The sequence below is a fragment of the Roseinatronobacter bogoriensis DSM 18756 genome (genome assembly GCF_004366635.1).
GTDB classification, from domain to species: domain Bacteria; phylum Pseudomonadota; class Alphaproteobacteria; order Rhodobacterales; family Rhodobacteraceae; genus Roseinatronobacter; species Roseinatronobacter bogoriensis.
Genome location: NZ_SORN01000002.1, coordinates 626,489 through 645,182 on the forward strand (window position 1 = coordinate 626,489; position 18,694 = coordinate 645,182).

Genomic DNA, 18,694 nt, shown 5'->3' on the forward strand with positions numbered 1-18,694 from the left:
GGCAATGTTCCGCAAATTGGCCCTGCCCGAAAACATTTCGGGCAGGATGCGTTCAAACGTGGCTTAACTGATTTCTTCCATCTGGCCACCAGTCGGAATATCGGGGGCCGTCTGGTTATCAACGATGGTCAGGTCATAGCTGCCATCATCCTGACGCCGCCATTGCCCCCCGACCAATGGCGTCTTGCAGACATTCTGTGCAGCGAAAGGGGGAACCCCTTCGCCATTCCAAGCCACGCGCCCGACAATCGTGTTCAGGTTCGTGGCCGCAATGGTCTCAGCGACGCCTTCGGGATCGGTGGGATCATCGGCACGCTTGATCACATCGGTCGCCACTTCAAACAGCGAATGCACAAACCCGATGGGTTGCGTCCAAGGCCGGCCAGAAAATTCTGTGAACCCATCCGCCAGATCAGCCGCGCTTTCCCCTGTCAGAGACGACGTGAACGGGTGATTGCGTGACCACCAGACTTCCGAGGACAGGTTATGGCCATTCTCGCCCAGCGCTTCGACAGCCTGCGGAAACAGGATCGCCTTGGCCACAGTCGCAGCCTTGGGAATGAAGCCCTGTTGACGCGCCTGATTCCAGAAAGTGGTGAAATCAGGCGGGATCACAACCCCGGTGACGATCTCGGCATTGGCCTGTCGGAAGGCATTGATCTGCGCCGAAAAATCATCTGACAGGTTCTGGTAGCGCCCCGGATCAACAGTTGTATAGCCCGCCGCCGCAAAGCCCGGCGCAACGCCAACCTCCGGGTCGCCCCAGGCATTGCCGTCCGCATCATTGGGGAACAACCCGCCGACCTGCATATTCGTGTCCAGCTGGTTCCACATGTTGGTAAAAACCGCGATCACATCTTCCAGCCCCCAGAAATAGTGGAAGGCGAAATCAAACGGACGCCAGCTTTCGGGATTGCCAGGGTTGCCCTGCTGACCAATGAAAAACGGCTGCCACGGCGCCTTGGTGGAAATGACGGGAATCCCTTCGTTTTCGCACACAGTGGCGACCGGATTGGTGGTTTCCGGAGTGGAAGCAACCAGCATCAGATGGACCTCATCCGAGATGATGGCCTCCTGTGCGACATCGGCAGCGCGGTTGGGGTTGGACTGGCTGTCCTTGACGACAACCTCTACGTTCAGCCCTTCTTCGGCCATACGGCGCGTGAACATGTTGAGCGTATAGGCATCGGCTTCGGCAAAACCGGCAAGCGGGCCAGTTTGCGGGCTGACATAACCGATCTTGATGGCGCGGTTTTGTGCCAGTGCTGGCATAGCCAGCCCCGAGGCCCCCAGCACAAGGCCGGAAGCGGCGGTGGACTGGATCAATCTGCGTCTGGTAATCATCTTGGGCTCCTCCCTTCGATGGTTGCTGATAGGTGATCAGGTCTTCAGGTTTCTGGCCGCGCGCCCTCCCATGCGGCCTGCAACAGCGCCCGGATATCGCCCGCGTCAAACGGGCGCGGATTGTGATAGGGGTTGCGGGTGGCGATGTCTGCGGCACGGTCCAGATCGGCCTCGGACAGGCCCAGATCGCGCAGGCGCATAGGGGCACCGGTTCGCTGCGCGAAATCCCAAAGCCCGCCGCCGACGGACCCGCCGAATATCTCGGCCACTGGTTCCATCACATCGCGGAGTGCTGCGGCGTTGAAACCGGCTGTATGCGGCAACAGGATGGCATGGGTCTGGGCATGGGGCATGTCAAAACTGCCACCAAGCACATGGGCCAGTTTGTGGTGAAGCGCCATCGTCACGTAGCCCAGCGCGGTTGAGCACAACCATGCGCCATACAGAACCTGTGCGCGCGCCGCCTTATCAGCGGGCGCATCTGCAACGCGCGGCAACCCATCGCGGAACGCGCGCATGGCATCCAGCGCCATCAGGGTTAGGATCGGGTTCGCATCTGGCGCATAAATCGCCTCGACCCCATGCGCGATAGCGTTCAGCGCCGAGGTTACGGTCATCTGTGCAGGCAGGCTCAGCGTCAGATCGACATCATAGATTACCACTTCAGGCCGGATCGAAGGGTCGCGGCGCGTGGTTTTCTGCCCGCCTTCGGTTTCGCCCAGAATATCGGTCATTTCCGACCCGGCATAGGTTGTCGGTATGGCGATTTGATCCGCGCCTGTGCGCGTGGCGATAGCCTTGCCCAGCCCGATGGTGGACCCGCCACCAATCGACACCACGCAATCGGCATCCAGATCGCGGTACTGCGCGACGGCGCGTTCGCTTATCGCAACTGGCGTGTGCATCGCGGCGTCGCAGAATGTACCCACGCACAGGCCGCCAAGGCGCGCTGCCAATGCCTTTGCCGCATCTGCCTGTTCAGGCGTTGACAGCACAAGCGCACGGCTACGCGACAGTTTCCCGATTTCTTCGGCCGTCTGGCCAAGTGTCCCCGCGCCAAAGATGACACGTGAAGTGATGCCGGGAAAGGTGAAGCCGTGCGCCAGATCGGTCATGTCCCCTCCGAAAACGCGGGCTGCCCCGCGATCAGATTAATCAACATGCTGCGCAATTCGGCAATTTCGCCGCGCGATATTTCATGGTCGCGCGCCGGAAACAGGTCAGCGCGCAGCCGCGCGCCAGCCCCTGTCAGTGTGGTCAGCATCTCGAAGAATTGCGCCTGGGGAATCCACGGGTCATCATCGCTGCATGTGGCGTAGACGGGCATGTCGGTCAAACGTGAAATGGGGCGGCTATCGGTTTGGTGACCTATCCGACACCCTGTCAGCACCGCCGCCCCAGAAAGCTGCGGCGCACGCCGCAACAGCAGTTCCGTCAACAGGCAGGCCCCTTGCGAAAACCCAACCATAACCACAGGAAGTTCGGGCCGCAGCGCAGCGATATCCGCCACAAGCCCCTCAAGCAGATCAAGCCCTGCATTCATCTGCGACAGCGTGGTGTCTGTGATCGGGTCGATTGCGCGAGCATCATACCACCCCGCCCCGCCCGACGCGGGCAGCACATAGCTTACCCCATCCAGCGCAAGGGGTGCGACAACCGCACGCAGCATGTGGTCGGGGGTCTGTCCCCGCCCATGAACAAGCACGCAAGCAGCCTGTGCCTGAACCAAAGGCACACCTGAAAACGCACTGATGTCTAACCTCTGCTGCATGGATTACTCGAACGTCGCCGGTTCAAGACCGTCGATCATTTCCTGCTTGCGGTCCTCGAACCAGGGCGGAAAGACCAGCGTCTTGCCAATGGCATCGGCGGGTTCATCCATCGCCCAGCCCTTTGGAACGGTCCAGGCCAGTTCGAACAGCGCACCACCCGGCGACCGCACATAGCAGGACTTGAAATATAGCCGGTCTTTCTGTTCGGAAATGTCGGTAAAGCCCAACCCCTCGATATGGGCGCGCAGTTTTAGCTGGTTTTCTTCATCGCCTGTGTTCAGCGCCAGATGGTGGATCGTGCCACCTGCGAGGGTCCATGTGCCTTGGGCGACATCGGGTTCATGCAAGACCTCAACCATTGCGCGCGGGCCGTCACCATTCGGGACCGAAAACATCAGCCCCTCGTGATTGTCGCCCTCTTTTTTCAACGGCAGCGCGATGGTCAGAAAATCATCCATCGCCGCGCGGTCCATAACCGACACGACGGCCCCGTAAATCCCGCGTATGCCATGCTCAGGCCCGATACCCTGTGCGTCATTGGTAATTGGTTGGCGTGTATCCCCCGGATTTTCGACCAATTCGTGCGGAATACCACAAGGATGGTCAAATCCGACCCGGTCCAGCCCAAATCGAGTAAACTTATGCGCCTTGATGCCGCGTGCATTCAGCCGGTTGACCCAAAATTCTGACGCCCCTATCGGGATTGCCTGCTGCACAACCTTGGACTGGTTCGACCCGCGCCGCCCATAAACACCGGGCTTGCGAAAGGGAAAAGTTGTGATGATGGTCGACGCATCGCCGTTCTTTGCACCGTAGTAAAGGTGATAAACCGGCAAAACCCCATCAAACAACACTGTTCGCTTGACCGAATGCAAGCCCAGCGCCTTGGTGTAGAAATCAAAATCCTCCTGCGCGCCGTCGGTGGACAGGGTCAGATGGTGATAGCCGCTAATCATGGACATTACGAATTCCCTCCCTTGGTGAAGTGGTGCTGTTTTCCGGCGCTGCGCGGCTGGCGTGCCAATACAAAGCAATACTCTGCGTACCACTCAGCACCCTGCTTGCGCTTGAACTCGATCAGCAATTGCGGATGCACCGCAAAAAGTGGGTCTGCCGCGATGGCGGGATCAGACGCATCGAAAACATGTGTGGTCAGAACGTCGAATCCCGGCGCTGTAATGCGGCAATGCAAATGTGCCGGGCGTTTCAGTGACACGCCGAGGCTGGACATCAGCCGCCCCACGGGGCCGTCGCTGGGCACATCATATCCCGCCGGACGTATCGTCCGTATTTGAACCTGCCCGCGCTCATCCGTGGTGTAGATGCCACGCAGGTTGAATTCAGGCTGATGATCCGGGTCTTGGTTTTCGTAAAGCCCCGCGCCGTTTGCGTGCCAGATTTCCAGACGCGCGCCCGAAACGGGCTCTGAATCCAGATCGGTCACCCGAAACTCCAGCGTCAGGGGTGCCCCGACACCATCCAGCGAAATGGAAGCCCCGTTCGCACGCACAGGTGCATCGGCGCGGTAAAACGGGCCAGGCATGGTATTGGGCGTCGACCCATCAGGCCTGCGGGCAATACTATTCTCGACGCAACTGGTCAGACCAAGCGTATCGGCCAGAAGCACCCATTCCTGACGATGCTCCGAACAGGTTTCGCCGACTTCCGTCAAGAATTCGAGGATAGCGCGCATTTCTTCGCGTGACACCCGGAATTCATCCACCATTTCCGACAGGTGACCCACCAGCCCGACGAGGGCCTGCGCCAGACGCTGGTCTGGTGCGCTTTGCAACCGCTCTGCGAAAGCGCGCGCCGGCGCCGCACCAAGAGATGACCCAAGTCGCACGCTCATTCTTTCCTCTACAGGTGGTCTGACTGCATAAAATATGATCCGTTAATATACATTAACCGTCGAATTCATCTTGTGGATTATTTCATTCGCTGCCAGCATACCAAATTGTTATGAAGTTCGAGGAGCGCCACCTTGCCCAACTTGCGGCTGTCGTCGATGTCGGCGGCGTGACCGAGGCTGCGAGCATGCTGGGCATGAGTCAGCCTGCGGTGTCGCGGACCTTGTCGAATATGGAGAAGCGTCTGGGAGAGCCGCTGTTCATCCCCGGTCGCCGCCCGCTGACACCGACGCCTATCGCGCGCCAACTCGCTGCGCATGGCAAGGTGATCCTTGAAGCATCACGCAAAGCGTCACAGGCCGTGCAGAGCTTTCAGCGGGGCACGAAAGGTGTGGTGAAAATTGGTGGTGTGCCGTTCTTCATGGATGCCTTTATCAGCCGCATGATCGGCGAATTTCAGACTGGTTTCCCCGACATCCGCGTCGATCAATCCTATGGAAATGTTCCCGAATTGCAGGCAGCAATCCGCACCAACCAGTTGGACCTTGCGATTTGCCCAATGGCCCTGATGCAGGCCGATGACGGATTCGAATTCATCGAAATTCTGCCGGGGCGCAATGTGATCGCCTGCCGCGCGGGTCACCCATTGTTGCGCAGGCGCCGCCATAATCCAAAGGATCTGCTGCAATTCCCATGGATCACGCCGCTGCCGGGATCGCCCTTGCTTGCGGATCTTCATACGATCCTGCTGTCGATCGGCGTGTCAGAGATCGCGATACGCTACTCGGGCGGCTCCCTTCTGTCGGTGCTGAATTACCTTGAGGAAACGGATGCGCTGACAGTCCTGCCCCATTCCGTGATCTTTGCCTTTCGGCACTCTGGCAAGGTCCGTGTCTTGCCCGTCCAGATACCACAGCCTGCACGTTCACTGGGCATCATTCATATGAAGGGCGGGCCAAGTATTCCGGCGGCAGCGAAACTTTCGGACCATATTCACACAAAATTCAAAGACCTGCGCCATCTGATTTTGCGGCATGAAAACTCTGTCGTCTGGGGCGGATAGCAAACTTTGCCCGCGCTGCTGCGCTGAAAACCTCAGAAAGGAAAAACCAAAGGCACCAGCACCACGCTTGTAATCAGGCAGATTACCGCAAAGGGCACACCGATGCGCACAAAGTCGGAAAACCTGTAATTTCCCGGGCCCACGACAAGCGTGTTTACGGGCGACGAAACAGGGGTCATGAAGGCCGCAGAAGCCGCCAGCGCAACCGCCATCGCAAACGGATATGGAGACGCGTCGAGTGCCGAGGCGACAGCAAGCGCGACGGGTGCCATAAGGACCGCTGTGGCCGTGTTGGAAATAAACAAACCCAAGATGCCCGTGACCGCAAAGATTGCGGCCAGCACCAACCGGGGGGAGGCTGCGTCAAGCCAGCCCAACAAGGCTTGCGCGGCAATATCGACCCCGCCCGTCCGTTGCAAAGCCAGCGAAAACGGCAGCATCCCCACGATCAGGATCAAGCTCTGCCAGTGGATAGAGCGATATGCCCCTGCCATGTCGATGCACCGAAACAGGCCCAGCAGCAGGCACCCCAGAAGTGCCGCCTGCACATTTGGCACAATCCCCCACACCATCAACACAACGACCAGCGCCAGAACCCCCACGGCAAGCGGCGCGCGGTGCCGTGCAGGCACGGCCTCGTCGGATTCGGCGGGCAAATCCAGCAGCACCAGATCACGCCGCTCTTCTTGCAATTTGCGAATAGCGCGCCACGGCCCAACGGTCAGCAGCGTATCGCCTGCACGCAGGTTTTCGTTCGCGATTTCCGCAGCCACAGGTTTTGTACCATGTTTAATGCCGATAACCGACAGGTCATAGATGTTGCGAAACCGTGCCTTGGTGACGGTCTTGCCGATCAACCTAGAGGTCGGCGGCACAATGACCTGCGCCATGCCGATTTCCTGTGCCGTGTCGGTGAACCATTGGCCCGTGACTGGCAGCACACTCAAGTCATGCTGCTGCGCGAAGGCATCAAGGTCAAAATCTGGCGCGGCATCTCCGGCACGATGATCAATCAACAGGATATCGCCGCCATGCAGAACCGTTTCGGCCCGCGGTTGAAGCAATTTGCGACGAAACCGGCTGCCGCGCTCGATGGCGACAATGTTGATCCCGGCGCTTGCGCGCAGGTCCAGAACATCCAGACGCTTGCCTGCAAGCCCAGAGCTTTGATGCAGCCGTAAACGGTGTTCGCGCCCGGCAAGGCTATAATCCTCGACCCAATTGGCCAGCGCTGCGCGTTCGGGCCTTGCCGGTGCCGGACCGGGGGCAAGGAAACGGCGTGCGACCAGCATATATACGACCGCCATGACCAGAATAGGCACGCCAAAGGGGGTTAAAGCGAAAAAGCCAAACCCTTCATACCCCTGCCGGATCAATTCGGAATGAACGATCAGATTGGGCGGGGTGGCCACCAGCGTCATCATCCCGCTGATAAGGGCGGCGATGGACAGGGGCATCATCAACCGTCCCGCCGGTATTTGCGCCTTGTGCGCAATGCGCAGCACGATGGGAATGAAGATAGCCACGACACCCGTCGAGGACATGAACGACCCTATTCCCGCAACGATGACCATAAGCAAAAAGATCAGCTTTGCTTCGCTGGCACCGGCCCGCGCGGTCAGCCAGTCACCCAGTCGTTGCGCCACACCCGTGCGCACCAGCGCTTCGCCGATCACAAACAAACCGGCGATCAACACGATATTAGGGTCTGAAAACCCCATCAATGCCTCGGACATGGAAATCACGCCAGTCATCGGCAATGCGACCATCATGATCACCGCGACCACATCCATGCGCGGGCGGTTGATGGCAAACATCACGACCGCAACCCCAAGCAGCGCAAGGACCATTGCAAGTTCGGACATCATCCTTGCCCGCAACAGTTCAGGGTGATCGGTTGAAAGTCAAACCATGTTAAAACTGATCGCATTGGCCTTATCCCGAATTCAGAAAACTATATCAGTCAACAGCTTCCTAGCAGGGATCAGTTTACAGCTTCCACCCCTCAAGAGAGGCGGAAGCGTTCTGAGGCGGCCAACACACAGATCATACCGGCTGAAGTATCATCACCGCTACCGAGTAAATTGCAGTTCCAGCAAAGAATGCCGCCACCAGCCAAAGACGCAGAGACTCCATCTGCAAATTCCTTATTTAGCTTGTCAGAAAGGCCCGCTCAGCAGGCCCACTCGATCCGCTCAGGAGATTTGCGGTGGCGCGCGCGCGAGATGGCCAGAAATGTGGCCGTTCAGATCAGGGGTGCCAAAGTTTGCCCTGTAGGTGGTGTCGCGGCATTTCGGCGCGGCAAGGAGTGGTGCATCTGGAAAGAAACCAGCCGTATCCGCGTTTGCCGATGGTTCAGGGTCAGACCGCGCATCAATGCGCCCTGCCTGCTCGACCAGCATCAGACCAAGGACCGGAACTTGCGATTGGCCCTCAGACCCGGTTCCGGCCGAATGGACATGCGCCTGCCCCAGCCCGGTCAAGGTCAGCATCAAAACCAGGAGAGGGACAAGAAAGCGCATGTCAGCCGAGCTTCACATAGGTGTTTAAACCTATGCGTAATTTCCAAGGCTTGTCCATCTGACTTTACCACGCAACACGGAAATTTGCGCATGCCGCGATATCCTTGGCCGCATGGAGTATGATGACACTTGGTCAGAGCTCAGGAAGGGTTGATGCCGGTTTTCGTCGAAGACAAAAGGGCACGTAATCGCCACCTGACAAAGGATGCCCGATAGGGTCACTTGAGAGGGTTTTTCAGACGGTGGATGAACACAGCAAGCCGCGTCGCGTCGGGCCGCGGTGCGGCGGCCTTCGGCGTTGGTTCCCCGCAACTCTATATCCCGTTAGTTCCGCAAAGCTGACTTTGATAACTCATGGCAGCTATTCAAGTCAGACTTTGACGATCATGGCCAAGTTTTCGACAGGCTTGATCTGGCTCATGTGTCCGGCAGCACCGTGTGATAAAGTGCTAATATGGCGCGTGACACAAACTTGACCTTGCCGATCTTCAGGGCAGAAGGCGTGACCCGGGTTTACCGGTCAGGCACAGTTGAGGTATGGGCGCTGCGCGGGGTTGATCTGGACCTTTCCGAAGGTGAAATGGTGGTGCTTCTCGGGGCATCGGGTTCGGGAAAGTCAACGCTGGTCAATATCCTGGGCGGGCTGGACCTGCCCTCGGGGGGGAAAGTCTTCTTCCGGGACACGGAATTGACCAAGGCCACCGACAGACAGCTGACCGCCTTCAGGCGCGACCATGTCGGGTTCGTCTTTCAGTTCTACAACCTCGTGCCAAGCCTGACCGCGCGCGAGAATGTGGCGCTTGTGACCGAAATCGCGCAGAATCCGATGTCGCCCGAAGAAGCGCTGGATCGGGTGGGTCTGGCCCACCGGCTGGACCACTTCCCCGCAGAGTTGTCGGGCGGGGAACAACAGCGCGTCGCAATCGCGCGCGCGATCGCCAAACGCCCCGATGTGCTGCTTTGCGACGAACCGACAGGGGCACTTGACAGCAAAACAGGCATTCAGGTTCTTGAAGCGCTCCATGAGGTCAATCGCGACCTTGGCACAGCGACGGTTCTGATTACCCATAACGCCAGTATCCAGCGCATTGCCCATCGTGTTGTTGTGCTGGCCGATGGCAAGGTGCTGCGCGATGAAGCGAACGCTGAACGCGTGCTGCCATCCGGGATAAGCTGGTGAACGCGCTGGACCGCAAATTGCTGCGCGACCTGCGCCGGTTATGGGCACAGGTTCTGGCCATATCGCTGGTGCTGGGCTGTGGCATTATGGTTCTGGTGGGGGCGCAAGCCACTCAGGCAACACTGATCCAGACTCAGGCGGCCTATTATGAACGCCACCGCTTTGCCGATGTCTTTGCTGGCGCGACCCGCGCGCCTGTCGATCTGGTGCAGGCCGCAAGCCTGATCCCCGGCGTGGCTCAGGCTGAAGGGCGGGTCAGCTTTGCAGCGGTGCTCGATATTGACGGGATGAGCGAACCCGCCACCGGGCGCATACTGTCCCTGCCCGAAGCCGGACCGGGGATGAATCTGCCGCTTATACGTCGTGGCCGTCTGCCCTATCCCGACCGCGCGGACGAGGTCGCACTGGCAGAGCCGTTCGCTGAAATTCATGGCCTGACCCCGGGCAGCCGCTTCAAAGCCGTCTTGAATGGTCAGTTGCGCGAATTGACCGTCAGCGGCTGGGTGCTCAGCCCTGAATTCATCTACACCATGCCCCCCGGTGCCATCATGCCCGATGATCGCCGCTATGGGTTGATCTGGATGAATGAAGCAACCGCTGCTGCGGCAATGGACATGACCGGCGCGGTGAACGAGATCGTCTTGCGACTGACCCGTGGCGCAGATGAGCGCGCGGTGATCGCCGCAATGGACCGGCTGCTGGACCCCTATGGCGGCACAGGTGCCTATGGCCGCGACCGACAGGTTTCGCACGCCTTTCTGGATGGTGAGTTGCAACAACTGGGCGCGATGGCCGCTTTCATTCCACCAATCTTCCTGATCGTCGCGGCATTTCTGGTCAATATGGTGCTGGGCCGTCTGATAGCGATGGAGCGAACGCAAATCGGCCTGCTGAAAGCGCTTGGATATGGACGGACAAAAATTGCCGGGCACTATCTGAAGCTTGCCTTGCTGATCGGGGTCATCGGGATAATAGCGGGCTGGGGCTTTGGCTGGTGGATCGCAGATGCCATGATCGGCCTGTATGGCGATTTCTTCCGCTTTCCCTTCATCATCCGTGAATGGGGACTGCAGGCATTGGTAATCTCTGCCCTTCTGGGACTGACGGCGACAGTTCTGGGCGGGTTGCGGGCGGTCTGGTCCTCACTCAAACTGCCCCCGGCAGAGGCAATGCAGCCCCCTGCCCCGCCCAATTTCGCGCGCGGCAGGGCCGATCGTTGGCTGGCCGTATTCAGATTGCGCCAGACGACAATGATGATCTTCCGCTCGATCCTGCGCTGGCCCGGACGGGCGGCAATCACGCTCTTCGGGGTGTCGGCCTCGGTCGGGGTTCTGGTGATGAGCTATTTCATCTTTGATGCAGTCGATCAGTTGGCCGACAGTGTGTTCCAGCAGGCCAACCGCCAGCAGGTCACGCTGATGCTGGCCAATGCGCAGACCGATCAAGCGGTCAGCGATGCACGCAACCTGCCCGGCGTTCTGCACGCCGAGGGGACCTATGCGATGCCCGTTCGTGCGGTCTACGGTCACCGCGCGCGCCTGACTTCGCTGCAAGGGCACTTCCCGGATGCCGAATTGTCGCGATTGGTCGATGACTCGGGTCGGGTCGTGCAGCCAAGGGCGGACGGTTTGATCCTGCCCGAAATGCTGGCGCGGGCGCTGGATATCGGCGTCGGGGATGAACTCCAGCTTGAAATGCTGGCCGCGCCCCGCGCTGAATTGCGGCTGCCAGTTGCCGAAATCATCGCCCAGGGGATGGGGCAAGAGGCTCATATTTCAGCCACCGCCCTGTTTGCCGCAATGGACAGTGCCCCGCAGGTAAACATGATCCATCTGGCGGTGCGATCCGACCAGATGGATGCACTGCACGCGGCCATCAAGCAGACCCCCGCCATCGCAGGGCTGTCCGACTGGGCAGAGTTGCGCCGCCAGTTTGATGCCTCGCTCAGTGAAAACCTGCTGACAATGGTCGCCATCTACACCTTGATCGGGGTGCTTATTGCAGTTGGTGTCGTCTATAATGCCGCCCGTATCCAGCTGTCTGAACGCAGCTATGAACTGGCCAGTCTACGCGTACTTGGCTTTAGCCGGGCAGAGGTTGGCTATGTCTTGGTGGGTGAGATGGTACTTCTGACCTTGTTGGCGATTCCAGTGGGTTGGGTACTGGGGTACTGGCTGGCGGTCGGGCTGGTCGGGGCGATGTCCACCGATATGTTCCAGATCCCCTTCCATATCACCCGGCGCACATTTGCCTTGGCGGGTCTGGCAGTGTTTCTGGCCGCAACCGGGGCGGCCTTGATGGTGCGACGGCGGCTGGACCGGGTCGATCTGGCGACAGCGTTGAAAGCGCGGGACTGAAAGAGGGCAAGATGGGCATCATGCGAAAACTCATAATTGGAATGGTTGGCTTTGCAGCCCTCGGCGCGCTGGTCTGGGCATTCTGGCCGCAACCGCAACAGGTTGATCTAGACATTGTCACCCGTGGGCCAATGCAAGGCACAATCGAGGCGCAGGGCGTGACCAGAGTGCGCGCACCCTATACGATCACAGCGCCGATCACCGGCAATGTGACCCGTTCACCTGTCGAAGTGGGCGATCATGTCGTTGCGGACGAATCACTGGTCGCTATCATGTTGCCCGCCGATCCCACACTCATGGACGCACGCAGCCGCGCGCAGGCCGAGGCAGCAGTGGCCGAGGCTCAGGCCGCAGTGGCCCTTGCCGAAAGCAATCTGCGTCAGGCCGAAAGCGGGCTTGCACATGCCGCGACGCAGTTGGAGCGCGGTCGCGCACTTGCGGCACGTGGAACCATTGCCCAACGGATGCTGGAAGATATAGAGGCCGCCTATGAAACCGCAGTTCAAGCACAGGCCTCAGCGCAATCGCAACTGGAGTTGAACCATGCAACGCTGGAGCGTGCGCAAGCGCAGTTGATGGGGCCACAATCGGCACTTGGCGACGCCATTTTACCCGGCGAATGCTGCCTGCGCATACTTGCACCCCAGACGGGAATTGTCCTGTCGGTAACCGACCAGAGCGCGCGTCTGGTCCAGGCCGGAACCCCATTGCTGACAATCGGCAATCTGGAAGAGATGGAAATCGTGCTTGATCTGCTCTCGACCGATGCGGTGCAAGTGCCCCCTTACGCGGACGCTGTGATCGAGCGTTGGGGCGGGACGGGCACATTGGAGGCACGGCTCAGGCGCATTGAACCGGCGGCATTTACCCGCGTCTCTGCACTGGGGATCGAAGAACAACGTGTGCGCGCGCGCCTTGACCTGTTAAGCCCACCTGAAATGCGCGCGGGTCTTGGCGAAGGGTTTCGCGTCCATGTACGCCTGACATTATGGCAAGAAGAAGACCTGTTGCGCGTTCCGCAAGCGGCCTTGTTTCGCGATGGCGATGAATGGGCCGTCTTTGTCGAAGACGCTGGCAAAGCGCGGCAGGCAACCGTCACACTCGGTCGGTTTTCGGATGGGCAGGCGGAAGTTCTTGACGGTTTGGCCGAAGGCACGCGCGTTATTCTTTACCCATCCAGCGATCTTTCTGATGGCATTGCGGTGACCCAACGCGCACCGTGATTGGGGAACGCGGGATTGAAGCCTAACCGATTGTCGGCAAGGGACAGCGGGTCAGTCGGGGCTTTCCTCCTGAAAAACCTCGCCAAAAGCGGCGTATGCGCCGCTTTATTCATGCGACACATTATTGTCTTGCGATCCGGGCTGCGCTTTTTGAGAAACAAATCTATATGAGCTTACGTATAGGCCGGTGAACCACAAAACGGGATTGATCTTCCATGAAAAAATATCTGACAACTGCGGCGCTTCCCATCTTCCTGATGTCGCCAATCCATGCAGACACCCCTGACCCCACCAATTGGGACAGCATTGTAGACGCGGCGCGCGGTCAGACTGTTTACTGGCACGCATGGGGGGGCGATCCGCGGATCAACGCCTTTATCACATCGGTCGGGGAAGATTTGCAGGCGCGCTATGGTGTCACGCTGGAACATGTCAGGCTGGCCGACACAGCCGATGCCGTAACCCGCGTAATTTCCGAGCGCCAGGCCGGACGCGATAGCGGCGGCGCGGTCGATGTCATCTGGATCAACGGGGCCAATTTTGCTTCCATGAAAGATCAGGGGCTTTTATTCGGCCCCTTTGCCGAGGCCCTGCCCAACTGGCCGCTTGTCGATACAGACGCGAACCCCGCCATTCTGGTTGATTTCACCTTACCAGTCGAAGGCTTTGGCAGCCCTTGGGCCATGTTCCAGATGGTGTTCGAATATGACAGCGCCACCTTGCCTGAACCGCCCCGCTCACTGGACGCGCTGCGCGCGTGGATTGCAGAAAATCCCGGTCGCTTCACATATCCACAGCCCCCTGATTTTCTGGGCACCAGTTTTCTGAAACAAGCGCTTTACGGTGTGCTTGATGATCCCTCTGTACTGATGGGGTCTGCGGAAGATGTTGATTATGATGACGTGACCGCCCCGCTTTGGGCATTTCTGGATGAGATTACACCAAACCTGTGGCGTCAGGGGCGCGCATATCCGGCCAATGAGCCCGCGCTGGGGCAATTGCTGGCGGATGGAGAGATCGACATCGCCTTCGCCTTCAACCCCGGTCGGGCATCGGGTGCGATTGCAGATGGTGAATTGCAGGATACAGTGCGAACCTTCGTCTTCGAGGAAGGCACATTGGCCAACTCTTCTTACCTGTCGATCCCTTATAACGCTTCCAATACCGAAGGCGCGCTGGTCCTGGCCAATCTGATACTCGACCCCGAGATACAGGCACGTGCGCAAGACCCGGATGTTTTGGGCTTTCAGACCGTGCTAGGCTTGCATCTGCTGGAAGAGGCCGACCGAGCGCGTTTTGACGCCTTGGATCTGGGCATCGCCACGCTTGCCCCCGATCAGATGGGAACCGGCCTGCAAGAACCACACCCGACATGGATGACCCGTATCGCCGAAGACTGGGTCGCGCGATATGGCACTGGCCAGTAAACCTGCACATTTCGGGCTTTGGGCCGCGCTTGCACTGCTGTCCCTGCCAGTTCTGGCAGGGCTTGTTGGCGTGATTGGTCCTGCCTTCGGTTATCTGCCTGCCTTGGGCGGCACCGGGCTGAGCCTTGCGCCGTGGCGCGCCTTGCTGGCATGGCCGGGGCTGGGGCAGGCAATGCGCCTGTCAATTGTCACTGGCATGCTGGCAACGGCCCTGTCACTTGTGCTGACGCTGCTGATCGTAGCGGCATGGCAGGGCACGCGGTCTTTCACATGGATAACACGCGCGCTTGCGCCGCTTCTGTCCCTGCCCCATGCCGCCGCAGCATTCGGACTGGCCTATCTGATCGCGCCGTCGGGCTGGATTGCACGCGGGCTTTCCCCCTGGGCCACAGGCTGGGAACGCCCGCCTGATCTGCTGATCGTCAATGACCCTTGGGGGCTGGCACTGGTGGCGGGGCTGGTCATCAAGGAAGTGCCATTCCTGTTGCTGATGACCTTGGCCGCGCTGCCCCAGACCGACAGCCTGCGCAGCCAGATGGTCGCGCGCTCTCTGGGCTATGGCCGGGTCACAGGCTGGCTGAAAGCCGTAGCGCCGCGTGTCTATGCGCAAATCCGCCTGCCGGTCTATGCGGTGCTGGCCTATTCCATGTCGGTGGTCGATGTGGCGCTGATCCTAGGGCCAACGCGCCCCCCCACCCTGGCGGTTCAGATCCTCGACTGGATCACCCATCCTGACCTTGCCATGCGCTTTCAGGCAGCGGCGGGGGCGCTGTTGCAACTGGCGCTGGTCCTCGGTGCATTGGCAGCATGGCGTTTGGCAGAGGGACTGGTTGCGCGCTGGGGGTCCGGCTGGGCGGCAGCAGGCGGGCGCGGTGTGGCCGCAGACAAGTTACTGCGCCCGATTGGTGCGGCGGGCGCTTTGGCCATCGGGCTTGCAGTGGGGCTGGGATTGGCGGGGTTGCTGGTCTGGTCCTTTGCGGGGCTGTGGCGCTTTCCTTCCCTGCTGCCCGATATCTGGACCCTGCGCAACTGGGCCGGACAATCCGACAACCTGCGCCGGATAGGCATGGACACGGCCCTGATCGCATCTGGCGCAACGCTGGTTGCCCTGCTGCTAAGCATCGCAGCCCTACAGGCACAGAACACCGGCCGCACGCGTGGCTTGGGGCTGATCTACCTGCCGCTTGTCGTGCCGCAGATCGCCTTTCTGCCGGGGCTTGCCACATTCGCGCTGCTACTGGGCGCGGACGGCACACGCATGGCAGTTATGGCGGTTCATCTGGTCTTTGTGCTGCCCTATGTCTACCTGACACTGGCTGATCCCTGGCGCGCATGGGATGCACGCGCGGGGGTTGCCGCCGCAGCGCTTGGGGCACGCCCTGCCCGCGTGTTGTGGTCTGTGCGCCTGCCGATGTTGACGCGCGCCCTGCTGATCGCGGGGGCGGTCGGGTTCGCCACATCGGTGGCGCAATATCTGCCGACGGTGCTGATCGGCGCAGGCCGCGTGAGCACCGTCACGACAGAGGCGGTTGCGCTGGCCTCTTCCGGGAATCGGCGGTTGATCGGGGTCTGGGCGGTGGTGCAGATGGCCTTGCCAATGGCCGTCTTTGCAATTTGCCTTGCCGTGCCTGCCTTGCTTTTCCGCAACAGGCGGGGCATGCAAATCGCATGAGCCTGCGCCTTGAACAACTAAAGATAACTCATCAGGGCGCGCCCATGGTCGCGCTGGACCTGGAGGTCGCATCGGGCGAGGTGTTGACCATCATGGGGCCATCGGGCTGTGGCAAATCCACGCTTCTGGCCGCCTTGATCGGGGCCTTGCCGCCAGCCTTTAGCGCCAGCGGCAAGCTGTTTCTGGATGGACAGGACATTACGCATCTGCCCACACATGCCCGCAAACTGGGCATTCTGTGTCAGGATGACATCCTGTTTCCGCACTTGAGCGTTGCGGGCAACCTGGGATTTGGCCTGCCCAAAACCACCCCAAACCGCCAACACGCAATAGAACAGGCTTTGGCAGAGGCTGGACTGGCCGGGATGGGCGCGCGCGACCCGGCCACTCTGTCGGGTGGACAGCGCGCACGCGTGGGTTTGATGCGCACTTTGCTATCGGCGCCGCGCGCGCTGTTGCTGGACGAACCTTTTGCAAAACTCGACAGTGATCTGCGCGTTCAGATGCGTGAATTTGTTTTCTCAGCCGCACGCACACGCGGCTTGTCCGTCATCCTTGTGACGCATGATCGCGAAGATGCCCGCGCGGCTGGCGGAGCCGTGATTGACGTGAGCGGGGCCGCGCTGAACGTCTAGAATTGGCCTGAATTCAGGCCAATTGCGCGCCCGCTTGCCCCTTTTCAGAGCCTGTCAATCAATTTACCAATCTGCGCCACCCCGCCAAAAGGTTGGGATTTTTGAATGAAAACTTGTTTCGAACAGGAAAATCTGTGTCTATCATGAGGTGTTCCCGAAGGGACTAGGGACGCTTCGGGTGCAAGTTCGACAACGGAGGAAAAAATGAACAACTGTTTTGTAAATGGGCTGCGTGCGCTGGTAGTGCCAGCTGCGGCGCTGGCCTTTGGCATGGGCCAGGCGGCACAGGCGCAGGAACTGTCCATCGCGACCGGGGGAACGGGGGGGGTCTATTTCCCTTATGGCGGTGGCTTGGCCGAGGTCATTAACAATCACGTCGAAGGTGCCAGCGCCAGCGCGGAAGTGACCGGCGCATCGGTCGAAAATGTCGCCCTGATCTCGCGCTTCGATTCGGATCTGGCGCTGGCACTTGCCGATACCGTCTATCAGGCATTTCACGGTGAAGGTGCATTCGAAGGGCGGCAGGTTGACGAATTGCGCGCGCTGGCCTCGATCTATCCCAATGCCGTGCAAATCGTGACGCTTGCCGATAGCGGCATTTCCAGCATCGAGGATTTGCGCGGCAAGCGCGTGTCCGTCGGCGCGCCCGGTTCGGGAACCGAAGTCAGCGCGCAGACCCTGCTGGCGGCCAATGGCATCACCTATGATGATTTCGAGCCGCAGCGCCTGAACTTCAACGAAACTGCCGATGCGCTGCGCGATGGCGATATTGACGCAGGATTCTGGAGTGTGGGTCCACCCACCAGCTCGATCATGAACCTTGCAACCACGCGCTCTATCAGTCTGATTGAATTGACCGCAGATCAGATCGCAGCCGCTATAGATGCAGAACCGACCTTTGCGCCCTATACACTGCGCGCGGGCCTGTATGACGGCATGGCGGAACCAGTTCAGACAATCTCGACCCCGAATGTCCTGATCGTTCATGCCGATATGGACGAAGAATTGGCCTATAACATCACAAGGGCGATGTACGAGCATGTTGATGAGCTGATCGCCATCCACCCGGCGGCCAATGATACGACGGTCGATTTCTCGGTCGATTCAACCCCTATTCCCTTCCACCCCGGCGCATTGCGCTATCTGGAAGAAACGGGTGCAACGGTACAAGATCATCAGCGCCCGTGACGGGCTATCTTGCAGGGCGGCTGGCTTTGGCCGCCCTTTTTCTGGTGACCGCAGCGCAAGCCGATCCTGTGTTGCACGCACTAGGTGACGGTAACGCCGTGCTGGCAGAGTTTCCCATGGCCGAAGGGCAGGAAATCTGCTTGCATTGGGCGCATTCCGTAACCGGCGGCGATGTGGCGGATTGCTTCGAGAACCGCGCCGGACACTTGACCCTGACGCGCAGTTATCTGCATGATTTTGCAGCAGGACTGGGCGAGGTAGAGGGGCGCGGCACCTTGATACCGGATCCGCAGGGCGGCTACTGGATCATCGAGATGAACGAAGCGCTACCAGACAATCGCTTGGCATTGCGCACTGGCGCGGCTGACGTCGGGCACAGACTGGTAGCGGGCGAGCACAGCATCGCCTTGCCGCTGCAAACATCCGTATCGCTTATTCTGACCCTTTCAAACTAACAGGCT

At 59.7% G+C, this 18,694-nt stretch carries 16 protein-coding genes; 9 read left to right on the forward strand and 7 right to left on the reverse strand.

All coding sequences use genetic code 11. The features are described from left to right. Positions 1-63: 63 nt before the first annotated feature. From EV660_RS07810 to EV660_RS07830, 5 genes are read right to left on the reverse strand one after another with little or no spacing between them, the layout of a single operon-like run. Entirely contained in the window at positions 64-1,344 is a 1,281-nt protein-coding gene (locus EV660_RS07810; protein ID WP_071481118.1) for an ABC transporter substrate-binding protein, read from the reverse strand. Between the two features lie 44 nt (positions 1,345-1,388). Further along, positions 1,389-2,459, reverse strand: a complete 1,071-nt coding sequence (locus tag EV660_RS07815) for a maleylacetate reductase (protein WP_071481119.1) — start codon at positions 2,457-2,459, stop codon at positions 1,389-1,391. Next, positions 2,456-3,115, reverse strand: a complete 660-nt coding sequence (locus EV660_RS07820; RefSeq protein WP_084634935.1) for an alpha/beta hydrolase — start codon at positions 3,113-3,115, stop codon at positions 2,456-2,458. Before EV660_RS07820 ends, EV660_RS07815 begins: the two co-directional genes overlap by 4 nt. 3 nt (positions 3,116-3,118) lie before the next feature. Further along, positions 3,119-4,078, reverse strand: a complete 960-nt coding sequence (locus tag EV660_RS07825; protein ID WP_071481120.1) for a VOC family protein — start codon at positions 4,076-4,078, stop codon at positions 3,119-3,121. Continuing rightward, entirely contained in the window at positions 4,078-4,968 is an 891-nt protein-coding gene (locus EV660_RS07830) for a dioxygenase family protein (RefSeq protein ID WP_071481121.1), read from the reverse strand. Before EV660_RS07830 ends, EV660_RS07825 begins: the two co-directional genes overlap by 1 nt. A 110-nt stretch (positions 4,969-5,078) precedes the next feature. On the opposite strand from EV660_RS07830, the gene EV660_RS07835 reads away from it, so the two are divergent. Further along, positions 5,079-6,029 carry a LysR family transcriptional regulator gene (locus EV660_RS07835; RefSeq protein ID WP_071481122.1) on the forward strand — a complete coding sequence of 317 codons (951 nt, stop codon included), beginning with the start codon at positions 5,079-5,081 and terminating at the stop codon, positions 6,027-6,029. A 32-nt stretch (positions 6,030-6,061) separates the two neighbouring features. On the opposite strand, the gene EV660_RS07840 is transcribed toward EV660_RS07835, so the two are convergent. After that, on the reverse strand, positions 6,062-7,897 hold the full coding sequence (locus EV660_RS07840) for an SLC13 family permease (protein ID WP_071481123.1): 1,836 nt from the start codon (positions 7,895-7,897) through the stop codon (positions 6,062-6,064). A gap of 327 nt (positions 7,898-8,224) precedes the next feature. Beyond that, on the reverse strand, positions 8,225-8,521 hold the full coding sequence (locus EV660_RS07845) for a hypothetical protein (RefSeq protein WP_134013879.1): 297 nt from the start codon (positions 8,519-8,521) through the stop codon (positions 8,225-8,227). 484 nt (positions 8,522-9,005) lie between these two features. On the opposite strand from EV660_RS07845, the gene EV660_RS07850 reads away from it, so the two are divergent. The 8 genes from EV660_RS07850 (at position 9,006) to EV660_RS07885 (ending at position 18,688) form a co-directional block, all read left to right on the forward strand. Then, the gene (locus EV660_RS07850) at positions 9,006-9,731 is read left to right on the forward strand and encodes an ABC transporter ATP-binding protein (RefSeq protein WP_071481125.1); all 726 of its coding nucleotides are present in this window, start codon (positions 9,006-9,008) and stop codon (positions 9,729-9,731) included. After that, positions 9,728-12,088: an ABC transporter permease gene (locus EV660_RS07855; RefSeq protein WP_071481126.1), complete on the forward strand. Its 2,361-nt coding sequence runs from the start codon at positions 9,728-9,730 to the stop codon at positions 12,086-12,088. The genes EV660_RS07850 and EV660_RS07855 overlap by 4 nt, the downstream gene beginning before the upstream one ends. Before the next feature lie 20 nt (positions 12,089-12,108). Beyond that, the gene (locus EV660_RS07860) at positions 12,109-13,311 is read left to right on the forward strand and encodes an efflux RND transporter periplasmic adaptor subunit (RefSeq protein ID WP_071482192.1); all 1,203 of its coding nucleotides are present in this window, start codon (positions 12,109-12,111) and stop codon (positions 13,309-13,311) included. Between the two features lie 257 nt (positions 13,312-13,568). After that, positions 13,569-14,738, forward strand: a complete 1,170-nt coding sequence (locus EV660_RS07865; protein WP_232727408.1) for an ABC transporter substrate-binding protein — start codon at positions 13,569-13,571, stop codon at positions 14,736-14,738. Next, positions 14,722-16,410: an ABC transporter permease gene (locus EV660_RS07870; RefSeq protein WP_071481128.1), complete on the forward strand. Its 1,689-nt coding sequence runs from the start codon at positions 14,722-14,724 to the stop codon at positions 16,408-16,410. The genes EV660_RS07865 and EV660_RS07870 overlap by 17 nt, the downstream gene beginning before the upstream one ends. A gap of 44 nt (positions 16,411-16,454) precedes the next feature. Beyond that, positions 16,455-17,045: an ATP-binding cassette domain-containing protein gene (locus EV660_RS07875; protein WP_232727286.1), complete on the forward strand. Its 591-nt coding sequence runs from the start codon at positions 16,455-16,457 to the stop codon at positions 17,043-17,045. A 204-nt stretch (positions 17,046-17,249) separates the two neighbouring features. After that, positions 17,250-18,233, forward strand: a complete 984-nt coding sequence (locus tag EV660_RS07880) for a TAXI family TRAP transporter solute-binding subunit (protein ID WP_084634939.1) — start codon at positions 17,250-17,252, stop codon at positions 18,231-18,233. Further along, entirely contained in the window at positions 18,230-18,688 is a 459-nt protein-coding gene (locus tag EV660_RS07885) for a DUF1850 domain-containing protein (RefSeq protein WP_071481130.1), read from the forward strand. Before EV660_RS07880 ends, EV660_RS07885 begins: the two co-directional genes overlap by 4 nt. The last annotated feature ends 6 nt before the right edge of the window (positions 18,689-18,694 follow it).

Bases quoted from the DNA above. Each gene is read 5' to 3' on its own strand.
- EV660_RS07810 (WP_071481118.1), bottom strand. From the start codon at position 1,344: ATGATTACCAGACGCAGATTGATCCAGTCCACCGCCGCTTCCGGCCTT.
- EV660_RS07815 (WP_071481119.1), bottom strand. From the start codon at position 2,459: ATGACCGATCTGGCGCACGGCTTCACCTTTCCCGGCATCACTTCACGT.
- EV660_RS07820 (WP_084634935.1), bottom strand. From the start codon at position 3,115: ATGCAGCAGAGGTTAGACATCAGTGCGTTTTCAGGTGTGCCTTTGGTT.
- EV660_RS07825 (WP_071481120.1), bottom strand. From the start codon at position 4,078: ATGTCCATGATTAGCGGCTATCACCATCTGACCCTGTCCACCGACGGC.
- EV660_RS07830 (WP_071481121.1), bottom strand. From the start codon at position 4,968: ATGAGCGTGCGACTTGGGTCATCTCTTGGTGCGGCGCCGGCGCGCGCT.
- EV660_RS07835 (WP_071481122.1), top strand. From the start codon at position 5,079: ATGAAGTTCGAGGAGCGCCACCTTGCCCAACTTGCGGCTGTCGTCGAT.
- EV660_RS07840 (WP_071481123.1), bottom strand. From the start codon at position 7,897: ATGATGTCCGAACTTGCAATGGTCCTTGCGCTGCTTGGGGTTGCGGTC.
- EV660_RS07845 (WP_134013879.1), bottom strand. From the start codon at position 8,521: ATGCTGACCTTGACCGGGCTGGGGCAGGCGCATGTCCATTCGGCCGGA.
- EV660_RS07850 (WP_071481125.1), top strand. From the start codon at position 9,006: ATGGCGCGTGACACAAACTTGACCTTGCCGATCTTCAGGGCAGAAGGC.
- EV660_RS07860 (WP_071482192.1), top strand. From the start codon at position 12,109: ATGCGAAAACTCATAATTGGAATGGTTGGCTTTGCAGCCCTCGGCGCG.
- EV660_RS07865 (WP_232727408.1), top strand. From the start codon at position 13,569: ATGTCGCCAATCCATGCAGACACCCCTGACCCCACCAATTGGGACAGC.
- EV660_RS07870 (WP_071481128.1), top strand. From the start codon at position 14,722: ATGGCACTGGCCAGTAAACCTGCACATTTCGGGCTTTGGGCCGCGCTT.
- EV660_RS07875 (WP_232727286.1), top strand. From the start codon at position 16,455: ATGGTCGCGCTGGACCTGGAGGTCGCATCGGGCGAGGTGTTGACCATC.
- EV660_RS07880 (WP_084634939.1), top strand. From the start codon at position 17,250: ATGAACAACTGTTTTGTAAATGGGCTGCGTGCGCTGGTAGTGCCAGCT.